Origin of the sequence: Marinobacter persicus (genome assembly GCF_900114155.1) — a bacterium.
Taxonomy (GTDB): Bacteria; Pseudomonadota; Gammaproteobacteria; order Pseudomonadales; family Oleiphilaceae; genus Marinobacter; species Marinobacter persicus.
In genome coordinates this window covers 124,341-140,993 of sequence record NZ_FOSC01000011.1, presented here as the reverse complement: position 1 = coordinate 140,993, position 16,653 = coordinate 124,341, and the positions used below count along the sequence as shown (strand labels likewise).

Sequence of the window (16,653 nt, the reverse complement as noted above, 5' to 3'; positions counted from 1 at the left end):
TGTGCAGGTAAAACACAGCTTACAACTGGTACTGGGAATGGTGCTGGCGTTTGGCTGCAACAGCGCCTGGAGCCTGCAAGACCCGACCCGCCCACCGGATGCCCGGGCACCGTCGGCACAGAGCGCGCCGGAGCGAAACCTGGAGTTGGGCTCCATCCTGCTGTCAGCGGGCAGGCGGGTTGCCGTCATTGAAGGAGTGGCCCTGAAAGAAGGTGACAGCTACGACGGCATCCGGGTGCGGCGTATTTATCGTGACAAAGTCGAAATTCTGGATCAGGGGCGGGCCAGAGTGCTGTACCCGCAAGCCCTTCCGCAGGTGCGGAGAAGCCAATGACCAATAGACGGACCATGATGACTCCAATCAGATCTCTGGTAACAGTAGTACTCGGGCTGGCCCTGACCGCCTGTGCCAATAATCCGATGATGCAATCCACGGCAGCTACATCTGATGAGGTGGCCGAACAGATTGATCAGCAGATGGCCGAGGCGGAGAAGCAGGCGGAAAGGCAGGCGCGGGAGCGTTCAGGGCGGCAGTCCAGTCAGTCGGACATCAGTTCCCAGTTGTTGCCGCCGCTCAGCCGTGGTCAGGCCCAGGACGAACGTTTTGATGTTCGGGCCGATGGCCTTGCCGCCGCCAGTTTTTTCGAGGCGCTCGTTGAGGGCACCCGGTACAACGTGGTAGTCCGCCCGGATGTGGACACTGCCATTGATCTGCGCCTGAACGATGTCACGGTACCCGAGGTAATGGACATCGCCGCTGATCTGTACGGCCTGAACATCCGCAAGAATGGTCGCCTGTATCGGGTGGCGTCGAATGAAGTGCAGACCCGCCTGTTCCCAATTGATTACCTGCACTTCAAGCGCAGGGGCAGTTCTGACACCCGCGTCAGCTCCGGTCAGGTCAGCAGTGCCGGCAGTAGCAGCGGTTCTGGAGCCGGTGACACCGGCGGTTCCTCCGGAGAAACCCGCAATCTGGTGGGGACCGCCATCTCCACCGAGACCGAATCCGACTTCTGGCAGGACATCAGCAGCGCCCTGGACATGATTGTTGGCCAGAGTGGCGGGCAGGTGGTTGTGAATGCCGGGGCTGGCCTGGTGATGGTAAGGGCCAGTAGTTCCGAGCTGGATATGGTGGAAGACTATCTGCGCCGGACCGAGCTGATCATGCAGCGCCAGGTGGTACTGGAAGCAAAAATCCTGGAAGTGGGCCTGAATGAAGGTTATCAACAGGGCATTAACTGGGCAGATCTTCAAACCAATTCCAGCGGTGATCCAGTGCTGGCATCGGAGTTGGCGGGTCAGGCCATCCGTGCCGGTGACATTGGCGGCCTGTTCTCCGCGACCATCACCGAAGGCAATTTCGCCGCTGTGATCGAATTGCTGGGTGAACAGGGCAACGTACAGATCCTTTCCAGCCCGCGCATCTCCACCACCAACAACCAGAAGGCGGTGATCAAGGTTGGCACGGACGAGTTCTTCGTCACCGATATTGATTTTGACGAGGACGATAACACCACGAACAATTCCGGCAGCACCTCTACGTCTGTGGAGCTCACGCCGTTCTTCTCGGGTATTTCCCTGGATGTCACACCGCAGATTTCGGAAGAGGGGCATATCACCCTGCACGTGCATCCGGCGGTCAGTGAGGTGGCGGACCAGGAGAAGCTGATCACCATTGGTGAGCGGGACGTCACCCTGCCGCTGGCCCGCAGCACCGTGCGTGAGACCGACAGCGTAATCCGGGCCGAGAGCGGCCAGATAGTGGTCATCGGCGGTCTGATCCAGAACCGCAGCGAAGACAGCAACTCTGCCGTACCGTTTTTCAGTGACATCCCCCTGGTGGGCGAGCTGTTCAAGCAGCGCAACTTTGAAAGCCGCAAGAGCGAGTTGGTGATTCTGTTACGCCCAATGGTGGCCGATCGGGCCCAGATGCAGGACGATGTGCGTGCCAGTCGCCAGCGTATGGGGGTGTTGCGAGAATTGCTGAACAGCTCTGAATCCGTTAAACCGCAACCGGAGACGGCACCGCGCTGATGTACGAAAGCCATTTCGGACTACAGGAAGCGCCCTTTGCGCTCACGCCCAATACCCGTTACTTCCTGCGGGCGCCCAGCCACTCGGAATCCCTGGAGTTGCTGCTGGTGGCCCTGCGCCAGCGTGAGGGTTTTATCAAGGTCACCGGCGAGGTGGGCACGGGTAAGACCCTGCTGTGCCGGCTGCTACTGAACGAGCTTGATAAAGAGGCCTGTACCGCCTATATCCCCAACCCTCATCTGCCACCGCAAACCCTGTACGAAGCGGTGGCCGAAGAGCTGGGGGTGAACGTGGCCGACTGCAAAAATACCCACCAGACCCTCAAGGCTCTAAACCAGCGCCTGATTGAACTGGCCATGGAACGCAAACCTGCCGTGCTGGTGATTGACGAAGCCCAGGCCATGCCGGAGCAGACCATCGAGGCGCTGCGCCTGCTCACCAATCTGGAAACCGAAAGCACCCGATTGCTGCAGGTGGTGCTGTTTGGCCAGCCTGAGCTGGATGCTTCTTTGGGCAAAGCCAGCCTGCGCCAGTTACGACAGCGTATTACCTTCCAGACCCGTCTGGCGCCGCTCAATAAAGAATCGGTTGGCCAGTATATCCGTCACCGTCTGACCCAGGCCGGCTATAACGGAGCGGACCTGTTTGCGCCTTCGGCGGTCAGGGTGATCTGGAAAGCATCCGGCGGTATTCCGCGCCTGGTCAACATTCTGGCGCACAAATCATTGCTGGCGGCCTGGGGAGCCGGCGCCGGGCAGGTGGCCCGCAAGCACGCCATGCAGGCGGTGCGCGATACCGAAAGTGCCAATTCTGTCGGTTTTCTGGGGGCACGACTATGAGTCTGTTGAACGACGCCCTGAAAGCCGCAGAACAGCGGCAGAATCGCCCGCAAATCAGCCGCGCCTATACCGGGCAGGCCTCGGTGCCGCCCCAGTCCAGGGCCTGGCTGCCCTGGGTCTTACTGTTGCTGGTCTTGATGATGGTTGGTGCCGGAGCTGCCTGGTGGTGGCTGCAGGGCGCCAGCAATACGACAGACCGGGCGGAGCCTGTGGCACAGGAATCTTCGCCACAGCGTTCAGGGCCAGAACCCAAACCGGACACCCTGCCCGAGGTTGAACCCGTGGTCCGTCAGCCGGAGCCAGTCCACGAGCCTGTTCAGCCCATTGCTGAATTGGTTGAAGCCGAGCCAGAGCCAACCACTGAACCAGAGCCGGAACCCGAGGCAGAACCCGAAACCGCCGATGAGCCAGAACCGCCTGGCGACCGGGCGTCGGTCAAACAGACCCGGCAAACCCCGGAAGCCATTGACCGGCAAACGGCCCGTGAACTGGAACGCTTGCTGGCCATCGGGCGTGCCACCGAGGCGGAGCAGCAGTTAACGGAATTGGCCCAAAACCAGCCCGCCCCGCGCAGCCGTGAAGCCTTCGCCCGGGAAATGCTGATCCAGCAAATGCCCGGGCGGGCGTTGGAGTGGTTGCCGGAGCGCCTTACCCGGGAACACGCCAGCCTGCGACTCTTGCGTGCCCGGGCCCAGCTGGAGCAGGGCAGCCTGCAAACGGCCATTGCCACACTGGAAAGCCGGGTGCCGCCGGTGGATGCCAGCCCTGAATACCGGGTCACCCTGGCCACCCTGTTGCAGCAGGCCGGACAGGCGGAAGAATCCGCCGGCCACTGGTCCGAACTGATCGCCTTTGATAACGACCAGCCCACCTGGTGGCTGGGGCTGGCCATGGCTCTGGAAGAGGGCGGGCGAACCAACAGTGCCATACGGGCCTATACCCAGGCGGCCACCATGCCGGAGCTGGCGGACAACCTGGCCGAATTCGCCCAACAACGCTTGCAAGCATTACAGGCAGGACAATGAGCACGGAACCGAAGAAGAAAATCCGGATCGGTGACCTGCTGGTCCAGAACGATGTCATCACCGAAAGCCAGCTGAAAACCGCGCTCCGGGAGCAGAAAAGTACCGGCCGCAAACTCGGCCGCACCCTGGTGGAGCTGGGCTATGTTGAAGAAGACACCCTGCTCAATATCCTGTCGCGCCAGCTCAATGTTCCCTTTGTCCAGCTGCGCCACTACCAGTTCAACAGCGAGTTGGTAAAAAAACTGCCGGAAGCCATGGCCCGGCGTTTTCGCGCCATTGTGCTGGCCCAGCAAGGCGAAGAACTGCTCGTGGGCATGGCCGACCCACTGGATCTGGTGGCTTATGACGAGCTGGTGCGCGTACTCAAACAGCCGGTCAAGCAGGCGGTAGTCCGTGAAAGCGAGCTGCTTGGCACGCTGGATCTGGTATACCGCCGCACCGATGAAATCGCCTCGCTGGCCGAAGAACTCGAGGATGAACTGGACGACGATGCCTTCGACCTGGCCAGTCTTTCCGCCGAATCCGAAAGCGCCGACGCGCCGGTGGTCAAACTTCTGCAGACCCTGTTTGAAGATGCCGTGCAGGCCCGCAGTTCCGATATCCATATAGAGCCTGACGAGACCGTCGTTCGCATTCGCCAGCGCATCGACGGTGTGCTGCAGGAACAGGTGATGAAAGAAAAGCGCGTGAACTCCGCGCTGGTGCTTCGCCTGAAACTGATGGCCGGGCTGAACATCTCGGAAAAACGCCTGCCGCAAGACGGCCGTTTCAACATCCGGGTGAAAGGCCGCAGTATTGATGTGCGGGTGTCCACCATGCCGGTGCAACACGGCGAGTCGGTGGTGATGCGCCTGCTCGACCAGAGCCAGGGCACGCTGGACCTGGAAGGTACCGGCATGCCCAGGCAATTGCTGGAGCGTTTCCGCAAACTGATCAAACGGCCCCACGGCATGATCCTGGTCACCGGCCCCACCGGTAGCGGTAAAACCACCACCCTTTACGGCGCGCTGACCGAGCTGAACAAGCCGGAAGTGAAAATCATCACCGCCGAAGACCCGGTGGAGTATCGCCTGCCGCGTATTACCCAGGTGCAGGTAAACCCGAAAATAGGCCTGGAGTTCGCCGGGGTGTTGCGTTCGGCGTTGCGCCAGGACCCGGACATCATCCTGGTGGGCGAGATGCGGGACCACGAAACCGTGGAAATCGGCCTGCGCGCGGCCATGACCGGTCACCTGGTGCTCTCCACCCTGCACACCAACGATTCCATCAGCAGTGCCATGCGCCTGATCGACATGGGTGCCGAACCTTTCCTGGTGGCCAGCTCGTTGCTGGGCGTGGTGGCCCAACGCCTGGTGCGCCGGGTGTGCGATAACTGCAAGGAAACCTACGAACCGACCGATCAGGAGCTGATCTGGCTGCGTTCGTTCGACCTGGACCCACTGGATATCGAGGCCGGTTTTGTCCACGGCCGGGGCTGCTACCAGTGCAGCAACACCGGCTATAAGGGCCGGGTGGGTGTTTACGAAATGCTGGAAATGAACGAAGACATGCTCGATGCCCTGCGCCGCAAGGATGTCTCCGACTTCACCCGCTCCGCCCGCAAGAGCGACCTGTTCCGCCCGCTGGGCCAGTGCGCCATGGATTACGCCTTGCAGGGGGTGACCTCTTTGCAGGAAGTGGCCCGTGTGGCCGCCACCGCAGAAACCGGCTTGTCGCTCGAAGAAGAGCAAACATCAGACGCCATTGGAGTGGATAGCTGATGGAATTCCGATACCGTGGCAAAGACAGCCGGGGTGCTGTACAGCAGGGGTCACTGAAAGCCGCCAACCAGGAAGCGGCGGCCGGTGAACTCATGCGCCGTGGTATCACGCCGCTCACCATCAAGGAAGAGCGCAAGCAGCAATCGGTCACCGACAAACTGAATGGCCTGCCGCTGTTTCGCAAAAACGTCAGCCTGGATGAGCTGATCGTCTTCTGCCGGCAAATGCACGCCCTGGCCAAGGCCGGCATACCGCTGATCCGAACCATGCGAGGGCTGGCGGAAACCACCCGCTCTCCTGTGCTGGCTGAGGTGCTGGAAGATATTACCAGCCGGCTGGAAGGCGGTACCACCATGGCCACGGCCATGCAGGCGCACCCGAAGGTGTTCTCCGATTTGTTCATCGCCATGATCCACGTGGGCGAGAACACCGGTATGCTGGACGATGCCTTCAAACGCCTGTCGGAAATCCTGGAGCTGGAGCGGGACACCAAGCGCCGGGTAAAACAGGCCCTGCGTTACCCCATTTTTGTGATTGTCGCCCTGTTCGCCGCCCTGATGGTGGTGAACTTCCTGGTGATTCCCCGCTTTGCCTCGGTATTCGACAAACTCGGTGCCGATCTGCCGTTTCTTACCCAGGTTCTGGTGGGAACGTCCAACTTCCTCCTGGGTTACTGGCACATAATGCTGTTTGCCATTGCCGCCAGTGCGGTGCTCATCCGCCAGTGGAAGGAGACCGACAAAGGCCGGCTGCAGTGGGACCGTTACAAGCTGAAAATCCCCATCATCGGCCCGTTGCTGGAACTGATCACCCTGAGCCGTTTCGCCCGCAACTTTGCCACCATGCTCAGCGCCGGCATGCCGGTAACCAGCGCATTGAGTGTAACGGCGGATGCCACCGACAACGCCTGGATCGGTGACCACATCAAGGAAATGCGCCAGGGCATCGAGCGCGGTGAAAGCCTGCTGCGCACCGCCCGCAACAGCGGCATGTTCACCCCGCTGATCCTGCAGATGATCGCCGTGGGCGAAGAAACCGGCTCGGTGGACGACATGCTCAACAATGTCGCCGATTTCTACGATGAAGACGTGGATTATGGCCTCAAACGCCTGGCCGAATCCATTGAACCGATACTGATCGTCGCCATGGGTATTCTGGTGCTGATCCTTGCACTGGGCGTGTTCCTGCCCATCTGGGACCTGGGCGCCGCCGCCATGGGCCGGGGGTGACCCCATGGCGGCCAATCCCATCGGCCACATTGGTGCGGAAAACCGAAACCGCTTTCAACTGGCGCTGGCGGTGTGCCTGCTGGGTTTTGCCCTGACCTACCTGTTCAATGCGGTGGGACGGGTAACGGTGCAAGCCGAAGAGCAGGGTGTGCGCCTGATGCTCAACCAGTTTCGCAGCGCGCTGGTGGTGAAGGGCGCCGAAGCCATGCTGGCAAACGAAGACCTGGAACAACTGCGGGGCCTGAACCCCGCCGAACTATTGGACACACAACCACTGAACTGGGGAGGTGACTGCCAGGGAACGGACACAGAAAAAGGAAGCTGGTGCTTCCACACCGAAAAACACTGGGTGGTGTACACCCCACGTTCTGCCGAGGCCCGGGTGCGAATAACCGGCGAATCACCGGAGAATAGCGCCGGCAACGGCTCGCTGGCCTGGCAGGTAGAGCCCGAATACACCACCCGGGCCAACGGCAAAACACCCAGAGCCGTGGGCCTGAAATTGACCCGTGTAAAATCTGGTCAAATTAACCGCAATGAAGGTAGGGATTAACCCGAAAGTTGTGACACAATTCACAGATGAGCGAACTGAAGGAGCTGTAATGAACGTACAAAGAAAAAACCGGGGTTTCACCCTGATTGAACTGGTGGTGGTGATCGCCATCCTGGCCATTCTGGCGGCGTTTGCCTTGCCACGGTTTGCGCAGCTTTCGGAGCAGGCGCATGAGGCGAGTATTAAAGGTACTGCCGGTGCTCTGAGTGCTGGGGTGGCTTTGGCGAAAGCTCAGTGGGTGACGAATGGTTCCACTACGGCAGAAAGCTATGTCGATGGTTTTGGCGATTTTGACTTCGCGAATGGTGAGGGCATAGCTGTCAATGATAATGGTTGGGCGACTTCCACAAACGGTATCACGAGCGATCCCAATGAAAACCGCTGTGTACAAATTTGGGAAGGCTTGTTGCAGTCCAACGCTCCCAGCGTTTCACAAGCTTCTAACAGCGACGATACCGTTGAATACTGGGCGTCCGCCGACGGTTCGGAGTGTACTTATGAATATCAGTCAGACAACCAAGGTAGCACCATCGTCTACGACACGGCTGACGGCTCCGTTGAAACAACCATTAATTAATATAATCTAAACAATTAAGCGTTAATCAAGAGGGATATAGCATGATGAATGCAATTCAAACGAAAAAAGAAAAAGGCTTCACCCTGATCGAACTGGTCATGGTGATTGTGATTCTGGGCATCCTGGCAGCGTTTGCCTTGCCGCGGTTTGCGGATTTGAGTGGTGATGCTGAAGAGGCTGCGCTGCAAGGTGCACGTGGTGCTGTTAAGTCGGCATCTAGTATAGCTCACTCTGCTTGGTTGGCAAATGGCCAAGGAGCGACAGTGACACTTGAAGGCGTTGATATCACTATGACGAATGGTTATCCAGCTGCCGATAGTGGTGATGCTGATGGAGGCACTGCTGACGCAGTTGGTATTGTTGAAGCTGCTCAACTATCCAGTGATGATTTTACGCTGACTTATACTTCAGATGACAATGAGCTTGAAGTTGCGAGCGACAATTGTAGCTTTACTTATACTGAAGCCACTACGAACGGTGAGGGTGACAATGTGCCACCTGAGATTTCTGCTGTAACCTGTTCTTAAGGTTATAAGCGCTTGAAAGTTAGGGTAGTCGCAAGGGGGAGACGTGATCCGACGTTGCGGAGGCTTCACAATTATTGAGCTGATCATGGTCATCATCCTGATCGGCGTGCTCTCCGCACTCGGCATCGGGCTGTTTGCCAGAAGCTCCGCCTTCTCCCCCCTGCTGGCCACCCAGCAACTCCAATCCGCCACGCTGCTTGCCCAACAGGCAGCGTTGGCGGGTAAGTACAAGCCATTTGTGGCAATCCAGGGTGATACGTTCTGGGCTCAGTATGAGAAAAGAGAGCCCGGCGAGTCATGTGAAGAAAAAGATGACGCCTGTGTTATTCAAAGTTTCTCACTAAAACGAGATGATTTTGATGTTAGCGTAACTCCAGATCCTGAAGCTAATGGGCGGATTTATTTTGATAACTTAGGCGGTATTGACGATAAATTATCCCGAACTATTGGTGTGACGGGCGACACCAGCAGCTTCAAATTCTGTATCAGCTCTTTGGGCGCTGTTTACCAACGGCCCGCTTCAGGAAGCTGTAATGGCTAAACTCTCTTGGTCCCCAAAGCAAGAACAAGGTGCCACGCTGGTCGAGCTCGTCATGACCATCGTCATCATAAGTGTTGCCATAGCCGGTGTGGTGGGTGCTTTTTCTCTGATCGTCGGCCGAAGTGCCGATCCCCTGAACCATACCCGTGCGGTGGAGCTGGCTCAGTTGTATATGGATGAGATCATCACTCGTAAATACGATCACGATGCGCCCCAAGGGGGCGTTCCCCGTTACAACGGTGACTGCAATATTGCCACCGAGGAGGGAGCCGGTAACCGGGCACTGTTCAACGATGTCGATGATTATGACGGCCTTGAAGACTCACCCCCGGCGGATGCCCGGGGGACGTTGGATGGTTACAACAGCTTCACGGTGGAAGTAGAGGTCAATTGTGATGCCGACGGTGTGGATCTGCTGGCGGGGCAGGCCAAGCGGATTGATCTGACCATTACCGCTCCGGGGGATCAGACGTTCAGTTTTACAGCCTACAAGGCTAATTTCTGATGCGTAGGGCGACGGGCTTTACACTGGTGGAACTGGTGATGGTGATTGTGCTGCTGAGCATTGTGGCCACCATCTCCGTACAGTTTGTGGCACTCTCCACCCAGGGTGCGATTGACGTCGGCTCACGGCAACAGCGGGCCCTGTCCAGCGTGGTCATCAGTGAGCAGATCAGCCGTTCATTGCGGGCGGCACTTCCTACGTCCATTCGCACCAACACTGATCAGAGTTGTATCGAGTGGATGCCGATTATTGCAGCTTCGACCTATCAGGGGCTGCCGGTGGGCAATACCCCGAATTCCTTTGTAGCATTGCCTTTGCCTGATGAGCGCTCAGCGAGTGGTCGCGTGGTTGTCTACGGTTATGGGAGCAATGTGTACGACCTTACCAACCCTGGCCCGATTTCGCCCCTTGCCACAATGCCGTCGGGCACAGCCCCGGTTGCTGTCACGTTCGATAACGGCGCAATCCACCGTTTTTCCGCTCAGTCGCCCGAGAAGCGCTTCTATATTGTGGACAACCCCCGGACCTTCTGTCAGCAGGGACGTTTCCTTTACAGATACAAGGATTACGGTATCAACGCCACTCCAGCAAGCAACCTGCCGGTGTCCATGCCTGACCGCGAGGTACTGGCGGCTAATTTACGAGAAAACACACTGCAGTTCGACGTGGAGCCCCAGTCGCTGCAGCGCGGGGCTGTTGTTTCCTTCCGTATGGTGCTGGAAGATACCGGCACTCGCGAAACCACCAACCTGAGTCAGGAGGTGCAGATCCGCAATGTACCCTGACCGATCCATTACCCCGCAGTACGGCGCAGGCCTGCCAATAGCGCTGTTTGTTATCACTGTACTTTCTCTGTTGGTGCTGGGTATGTCCCAGTTGCAGCAGGGAACAGGTCAGGCCCTGAGCTTGCAAGTCCAGTCGCAGCGGGCATTTTTTGCAGCCGAAAGTGGTGCCCAGGCCGCCGTCCGCAAGGCTCTGGACAGCGGTTGCCCTGCGGTGCTTTCAGCTAGCCCGTTAAACTTCAGCGCTGGCGGATTGGCGGGCTGCAGCGCTAGCCTGGGTTGTGAGTCTGTTGATGGGCAGATCAGCGGACCGGGGGGGGATACGATCTATACCATTTTCAGCACTGGCAGTTGTGGTACTGGACCGGATGAAGCAGAACGGGATATTGAAGTGAGGGTGCGATGAGCGGGCAGAGTGTGTGTTTGAGGTTTTGTCAGGTTCTTTGTCTAGTACTAACTGTCATGCCTGTAACTTTGGAAGCGCAAACGGTTCAGATTTTTACTGAGCCGGGTGAGGGTACATTTACGGTGCCGGAGAATGTCAACAGCATTGAGGTTGAGGTTTGGGGGGGGGGTGGCGCCGGCGGCTCGGTTGGCCGAGGAGGCGGTGGCGGCGGAGCCTATAGTGTTGGCGTATTGAATGTGGCTCCTGGGGACTCGCTGAGCTACTACGTAGGCAATGGAGCCGAATCGGAAAGTCAAGTTCCCGGTGAAGCAAGCTGGTTTGGTTCACCAAGTGCTCTTTCTGCAGGAGGTGGTAATAGTGCACGAAACAGTGGAACTAGGCAGGGAGCTAGCGGAAGCGACTTGGGTTTTTATACAGGTGGTGATGGTGATGGTACTGATTCTTGGTTAACTGGTGGTGGGGGTGGCTCATCGGCTGGCAGTGCAGCTGATGGCCAGTCAGCTAATGGCAGTAATGCTGGATCAGCACCTTTCGAAGGAGGCGATGGTGGTGCTGGGGGGGGGACGATTTTTATTTTTGGCGGTAGCGGTGAACCAGGGGGGCAACCTGGCGGCGGTGGTGGTGGTGCCGGTTCCGGTCTCTTTGGCGGCGGAAGCGGCGGCTATGGTGGTGATGGCCAAGTCCGTATTATCTACCGAGTAGCCCCTCAATGTTCCGCTGTCTTCGATGCAAACGATGGTATCAATGAAAATGTGCAGGCAACTGAGCAACTGGACCTGAGTGTTTTCGATCCCCGTAACCCTCAGCCTTGGCCCGGCGACAACACTATTCCTGCTGGCGCAAATGTATTTGAGGGAGAAACATTTGACAGCAACAACATTGATTACTCTGTAGATGGGCAGGCCCGCGTGCTCGTTGATGGAGATCTGACCATCGATGGTCAAAACTTCACAATGAATAAAGAAGGTAACGCAAGGGATTTGCTTTTGATCGTCGATGGAGATCTAACATTCAAAAATAATGCAGAGATCAATGCAGTGGTTTATGTCACTGGCAATATCGATTTTAAGAATAACTCGGTGATCGTTGGTGTGCTGGCGGCTGAGGGCAGTATTGATATTGGAGGAGGTAAAAGCGAGTTCACCTATGATGATTCGGCCGCTGGAAACGTCGATTTTGGTGGTGCCTGTATCCCTGATGAACCCTCCGTGGTGCTGGATCATATCCGCATTGTCCACCCTGGCATTGGGCTGACCTGCCAAGCCTCGGATCTGCAGGTGCTGGCTTGTGCGGATCCGGGTTGCGAGAGCCTGTATCCGGATCCGGTGGATCTGACCTTACGGCCTGTGGGCTGGTTGCCTGCGCAGAATGTGACGGTGACCGGGGCCGCCAATCTGCAATTCCGGCGTTCCGTCAAAGAAACGGTCACCCTGGGTGTCAGCAACGCGTTGCCGGCTCCGGATAACGGCACGGTGTGTATCGCACCTGATGGGTCGGGCAGCTGTGACATGACCTTCCGGGACGTGGCCTTTGTATTTGATATGCCGGATCTGGTTGCCGGAGAAGAAAACAAGACCTTCTCCATGTCGGCGCTGGAAACGGACGAAAACACCGGTCAGTGCACCGCCTTGTTTGCCGGAGAAACCAGAACCATTGAGTTCGGCACCAGCTACCTCAATCCCGGACCGGCAGACAGAGAGGCATCGTTCCCCACCTGGGTCAATGGCAACCAGGTTGCCACGGATGGCGTTGCACAGACCGGGATTGCGATTTCCTTTGACGGTGACGGCGTGGCCCGGGACATTCCCATCCGCTACAACGATGCCGGTAGAAAGAGCCTGCTGGCCCGCTATGTGGATGATAATCAGCCGGATAGTGGCACGTTACTGATCGAGGGGACAGGGGAATACGTGTCCGTACCCCTGGGGCTGTGCCTGATTCCGGAGCAGCAGTGTACCGCTGCTGACCTGAGCTGCAGCAATACATTGCCAGCCGGCCTGCCGTTCAGTGTGACTCCCAGGGCCTATCGTGATGCACCGGGCGTGTCCGATATGAGTTGCGCCGATAAACCGTCTGCGCCTTCTTTTGCGGTTGGCAATGTGCCGGTATCCCATCAGCTATTGTTCCCCGATGGCGGTGCAGATGATGACTTGCTAGAAACAACGCTGGACTATGGGGATGGTGAGCAGTCTCTGACACTTACAGAGGTGGGTGTGTTTTCCATTAACACTGAAGCGGTTGCCGGGGGTTATCTGGGGCGGGACGTGCCAGCTTCCGATATGGCTATGACCGCCCGCATGGTCCCGGATCAACTGGTTCTGACGGTGGCAAATGACGGTGAGCTGAGTCCGGAATGCAATGGTTTTGTATACACCGGTGAGAAGTTCCAGTGGGACGCGTCTAACCTCCCGGAACTTCACATTGAAGCCCTGAATGGACAGACTCCGCCCCAGCGCACGGTGAATTACACCCACGAGGATGTCATAGCACGGTTGCCGGCAGATCGATTCGAAGTGTCGGTCCCGGATGCTGATAACGTTGAAACTCTGAATGATGCTGCAGCCACTCCGGTGCCCTTCCGAAGCGAGCCGGATGCCCTGTTGCTGAGTATCGGTGACCGGGATAGCATAACCGACGGTGTCGTCCGTTATCGTTTCGATGACGACGATAAATTTATTTATCCGAAGTTGTCCGCTTCCAGCAGAATTGAGCCATTCCTGCCGGATCTGACCTTCCTGCTCCAGCCTATGAGCGATCTGGATGATGTGCCCGTCACCGGCATCGATCCTGCCGGGGAGCCGATCGATCCGATTGCCGCGTTCGAGGTCCGCTACGGCCGCCTCTCTCCCCAGAACGTTTATGGCCCGGAAAATATTGAAGAGCTGACGATGCCTCTGCAGATGGAGTACTGGAACGGCGACCGTTTTATTCTGAGCGAGGACATTCCCGGCTGTACAGGCTGGAGTACTGCCAACATCACCAGTAATACCGACAATCATCACAACCTGATACCCGCAAATGGTACCTTCGATAATGGTCTGGGTGGACCGCTGGTGCTGAAAGCAAACGGCTCAGAGGGAGTAGACACCCTTGTCTGGGGCGGAGTCCCAGACTGGAAGAAAGACGATCTGGACGGCGACGGTACCCTCGACGACCCGACCGCCACAGCCACTTTCGGTGTTTACCGGGGGCACGACAGGATTATCTACTGGAGGGAGAGCACGGATTAGTCCTCCTCCCCCTCAGGATGGTCCAACCCCAACTCATTAATCTTCCGCGTCAGCGTATTCCGCCCCCAGCCCAGCAGTATGGAAGCATCGCGCCGGCGGCCGCCGGTGTGTTTCAGTGCAGTTTCGATCATGATGCGCTCGAATTCGGGCACGGCGGTGTCCAGGATGCCTTTCTTGCCCCGCTTCAGCTCCTGCTCCGCCCAGCTTCTCAATCCTTCCTGCCAGGTGCGGCCGATGGCGCTGGTCTCGGTTTCGGCCTGGTGCATCAGTTCCGGGGGCAGGTCGTCCACCAGGATTTCTCGGCCGCTGGCCATCACCGTTAACCACCGGCAGGTATTTTCCAGCTGGCGGACGTTACCGGGCCAGGGCAGGGTGGTCAGGTATTCTTCGGCTTCCGGACGCAGGGTTTTGGGCTCTACGGCCAGTTCCTTGGCGGCGCGTTTCAGGAAGTGCTGCATCAGGCGCGGGATGTCTTCCCGGCGTTCGGCCAGTTTTGGCAGGTGTATACGAATCACGTTCAGGCGGTGGAACAGGTCTTCACGGAACTTGCCGTCGTCCACCAGCTTTTCCAGGTTCTGGTGCGTGGCAGCAATGATGCGCACGTCCACGCGGATCGGGGTGGTGCCGCCGACACGATAAAACTCCCCGTCGGCCAGTACCCGCAGCAGGCGGGTCTGGGTGTCGCCGGGCATGTCGCCGATTTCGTCCAGGAACAGGGTGCCGCCGTTGGCCTGTTCAAACCGGCCCTGGCGGGCAGCGGCGGCGCCAGTGAAGGCGCCTTTCTCGTGGCCAAACAGTTCTGATTCAATCAAATCTTTGGGAATCGCCGCCATGTTCAGGGCAATGAACGGGTTGCGGGCCCGGGGGCTGTGGTTGTGCAACGCCTGGGCCACCAGTTCCTTGCCGGTGCCGCTCTCGCCGTTAATCAAAACGGTGATGTTGGAGTGGGACAGCCGGCCAATGGCGCGAAACACTTCCTGCATGGCCGGTGCCTCGCCGATGATTTCGGCGTTGCGCTGGGCGTTTTCGGCTGCCGGTTCGCTGGTGGCGCGTTTTTCATGGGCGTGGGCCACGGCGCGCTTGGCCAGGGCCACGGCTTCGTCCACATCGAAGGGCTTGGGCAGGTATTCGAAGGCACCGGTCTGGTAGCTGGTGACTGCGCTGTCCAGATCGGAATGGGCGGTCATGATGATCACCGGCACATCGGTGTACTTCTCCACCACCTGGGAAAGCAGGGTGATGCCATCCACGCCGGGCATGCGGATGTCGCTGATGATGGCATCCGGCCGTTCCCGTTCCAGGCGTGCCATGATGGTTTCGCCGCTTTCGAATACGCGGGTGTGCATGCCGGCCTGGTTCAGGGCGCGTTCGAGCACCCAGCGAATGCTTTGGTCGTCGTCAATAATCCAGACGTTTGCCGGTTGGCTCATTGGTAGTCCTCCAGGGGCAGGAAGATGATGAAATCAGTTCTTCCCGGCTCACTCTCGCATTCCACCAGGCCATGATGCTGGCCGATGATGCTTTGGGTAATGGAAAGGCCCAGGCCGGTGCCGGAAGCCCGACCGCTGATCATCGGGTAGAAGATGTTCTGCAGCAGGTCTGGGGGAATGCCCGGGCCGTTGTCGATAATGTCCACCCGGCACACCAGCCGGTGGCGGCGATGGCCCACGGTGAACTGGCGCAGGGTTCGGGTTCGGAAGCAGAGCGTGGCCGGCTGGTTGGTGTTCTGCTCGAAGGCGGCTTCCATGGCGTTGCGTGCAATGTTCAGGAAGGCCTGAATCAGTTGCTCCTTGTCGCCGGAAAATTCGGGAATGCTGGGGTCGTAATCGCGCTTGAGCTGGATGCGGCCTTTGCTTTCAGCTTCGATCAGGGTGCGCACACGCTCCAGCACTTCGTGGATGTTCGTTGGCGCCTTGTTCAGGGCCTTGCGTGGGCCCAGCATGCGGTCCACGAGGCTGCGCAGGCGGTCGGCCTCGTTGATAATAACTCTTGTATATTCGCGCTGGTTGTCGTCGGTCAGTTCCCGATCCAGCAGCTGCGCGGCGCCGCGAATGCCGCCCAGCGGGTTCTTGATCTCGTGGGCCATGCCACGCACCAGAATGCGGCTGGCTTCTTGCTGGGAGATAATGTCTTCCTCCCGGGTGATGCGCATCAGCCGTTCCCGGGGCTGGATTTCCATCAGAAGCTCTGTGGGGGCGCTGGAAAGCGGTGTGACCGAGTAGTCCACCACCAGGCGTGAACCGAACAGCACGAAGAATTCAGCCTCGCGCCGGGTATAGGTGCGGCCGTCCCGCGCGGCGTCATGCAGGATTTGCAGGGCGCCTTCTGAGTCGATCAGCACATCGTTCAGTGGCAGTCCCTGGCTGCGAGCCAGGCTGGTTTTGAACAGGCTTTCGGCCGCCGGGTTCAGGTAACGAATGCTCAGGTCTTCGCCCAACACCAGCACGGCGGTGGTCAGGCCATCCAGAATGCTTTTGTAGCCGTGGTCTGTGAGTGCTGGTTTTTGGGGCGACATAGGTGGCGTCCGTTTTGAATGCATGGGTCGTTCCTGCGCTGTTCTGGTTCTGCAAGAAGCGAACCAGTTTTGGCGAAAAGTGGAAGAGCCGTGAATCACAGACGGGCAAACGCCGCCTGGCGGGGCAGGA

General features: G+C 58.3%; 16 protein-coding genes. 14 read left to right on the top strand and 2 right to left on the bottom strand.

Features of this window, described 5'->3' with window-relative positions; translation table 11 throughout:
* Position 1: 1 nt before the first annotated feature.
* Genes BMZ63_RS12945 through BMZ63_RS12880 form a run of 14 tightly spaced genes read left to right on the top strand, consistent with a single transcriptional unit; the run spans position 2 to position 14,008 of the window.
* Positions 2 to 334: a hypothetical protein gene (locus tag BMZ63_RS12945; RefSeq protein ID WP_227663593.1), complete on the top strand. Its 333-nt coding sequence runs from the start codon at positions 2 to 4 to the stop codon at positions 332 to 334.
* Positions 331 to 2,034, top strand: a complete 1,704-nt coding sequence (gene mshL / locus BMZ63_RS12940) for a pilus (MSHA type) biogenesis protein MshL (RefSeq protein ID WP_091706105.1) — start codon at positions 331 to 333, stop codon at positions 2,032 to 2,034. The genes BMZ63_RS12945 and mshL overlap by 4 nt, the downstream gene beginning before the upstream one ends.
* A complete protein-coding gene (locus BMZ63_RS12935) occupies positions 2,034 to 2,873 on the top strand; it encodes an ExeA family protein (RefSeq protein ID WP_091706103.1) in 840 nt (279 codons plus the stop codon). The genes mshL and BMZ63_RS12935 overlap by 1 nt, the downstream gene beginning before the upstream one ends.
* Positions 2,870 to 3,898, top strand: coding sequence for a tetratricopeptide repeat protein (locus tag BMZ63_RS14985; protein WP_091706101.1), 1,029 nt, complete (start codon positions 2,870 to 2,872; stop codon positions 3,896 to 3,898). The genes BMZ63_RS12935 and BMZ63_RS14985 overlap by 4 nt, the downstream gene beginning before the upstream one ends.
* A complete protein-coding gene (locus tag BMZ63_RS12925) occupies positions 3,895 to 5,658 on the top strand; it encodes a GspE/PulE family protein (RefSeq protein WP_091706099.1) in 1,764 nt (587 codons plus the stop codon). The genes BMZ63_RS14985 and BMZ63_RS12925 overlap by 4 nt, the downstream gene beginning before the upstream one ends.
* Complete coding sequence (locus BMZ63_RS12920; protein ID WP_091706097.1) at positions 5,658 to 6,887, top strand: type II secretion system F family protein; 1,230 nt, start codon at positions 5,658 to 5,660, stop codon at positions 6,885 to 6,887. Before BMZ63_RS12925 ends, BMZ63_RS12920 begins: the two co-directional genes overlap by 1 nt.
* A 4-nt stretch (positions 6,888 to 6,891) precedes the next feature.
* Positions 6,892 to 7,440 carry a hypothetical protein gene (locus BMZ63_RS12915; protein ID WP_091706096.1) on the top strand — a complete coding sequence of 183 codons (549 nt, stop codon included), beginning with the start codon at positions 6,892 to 6,894 and terminating at the stop codon, positions 7,438 to 7,440.
* Between the two features lie 49 nt (positions 7,441 to 7,489).
* On the top strand, positions 7,490 to 8,017 hold the full coding sequence (locus tag BMZ63_RS12910) for a prepilin-type N-terminal cleavage/methylation domain-containing protein (protein WP_091706094.1): 528 nt from the start codon (positions 7,490 to 7,492) through the stop codon (positions 8,015 to 8,017).
* A gap of 44 nt (positions 8,018 to 8,061) precedes the next feature.
* Complete coding sequence (locus BMZ63_RS15230) at positions 8,062 to 8,544, top strand: type II secretion system protein (RefSeq protein ID WP_091706177.1); 483 nt, start codon at positions 8,062 to 8,064, stop codon at positions 8,542 to 8,544.
* Positions 8,545 to 8,587: 43 nt separating this feature from the next.
* Entirely contained in the window at positions 8,588 to 9,085 is a 498-nt protein-coding gene (locus BMZ63_RS12900) for a pilus assembly FimT family protein (RefSeq protein WP_227663592.1), read from the top strand.
* Positions 9,078 to 9,590, top strand: coding sequence for a type IV pilus modification PilV family protein (locus tag BMZ63_RS12895; protein ID WP_091706093.1), 513 nt, complete (start codon positions 9,078 to 9,080; stop codon positions 9,588 to 9,590). The genes BMZ63_RS12900 and BMZ63_RS12895 overlap by 8 nt, the downstream gene beginning before the upstream one ends.
* Positions 9,590 to 10,375, top strand: a complete 786-nt coding sequence (locus BMZ63_RS12890) for a PulJ/GspJ family protein (RefSeq protein ID WP_091706092.1) — start codon at positions 9,590 to 9,592, stop codon at positions 10,373 to 10,375. The genes BMZ63_RS12895 and BMZ63_RS12890 overlap by 1 nt, the downstream gene beginning before the upstream one ends.
* Positions 10,365 to 10,778, top strand: a complete 414-nt coding sequence (locus tag BMZ63_RS12885) for a hypothetical protein (RefSeq protein WP_091706090.1) — start codon at positions 10,365 to 10,367, stop codon at positions 10,776 to 10,778. Before BMZ63_RS12890 ends, BMZ63_RS12885 begins: the two co-directional genes overlap by 11 nt.
* Positions 10,775 to 14,008, top strand: a complete 3,234-nt coding sequence (locus BMZ63_RS12880) for a DUF6701 domain-containing protein (RefSeq protein ID WP_091706089.1) — start codon at positions 10,775 to 10,777, stop codon at positions 14,006 to 14,008. Before BMZ63_RS12885 ends, BMZ63_RS12880 begins: the two co-directional genes overlap by 4 nt.
* Here BMZ63_RS12880 and ntrC read toward each other — a convergent pair.
* Both ntrC and glnL read right to left on the bottom strand, forming a co-directional pair.
* A complete protein-coding gene (gene ntrC, locus BMZ63_RS12875; protein WP_091706087.1) occupies positions 14,005 to 15,438 on the bottom strand; it encodes a nitrogen regulation protein NR(I) in 1,434 nt (477 codons plus the stop codon). The two genes, BMZ63_RS12880 and ntrC, sit on opposite strands and share 4 nt — an antisense overlap.
* The gene (gene glnL / locus BMZ63_RS12870) at positions 15,435 to 16,547 is read right to left on the bottom strand and encodes a nitrogen regulation protein NR(II) (RefSeq protein WP_373296708.1); all 1,113 of its coding nucleotides are present in this window, start codon (positions 16,545 to 16,547) and stop codon (positions 15,435 to 15,437) included. The genes ntrC and glnL overlap by 4 nt, the downstream gene beginning before the upstream one ends.
* Between the last annotated feature and the right edge of the window lie 106 nt (positions 16,548 to 16,653).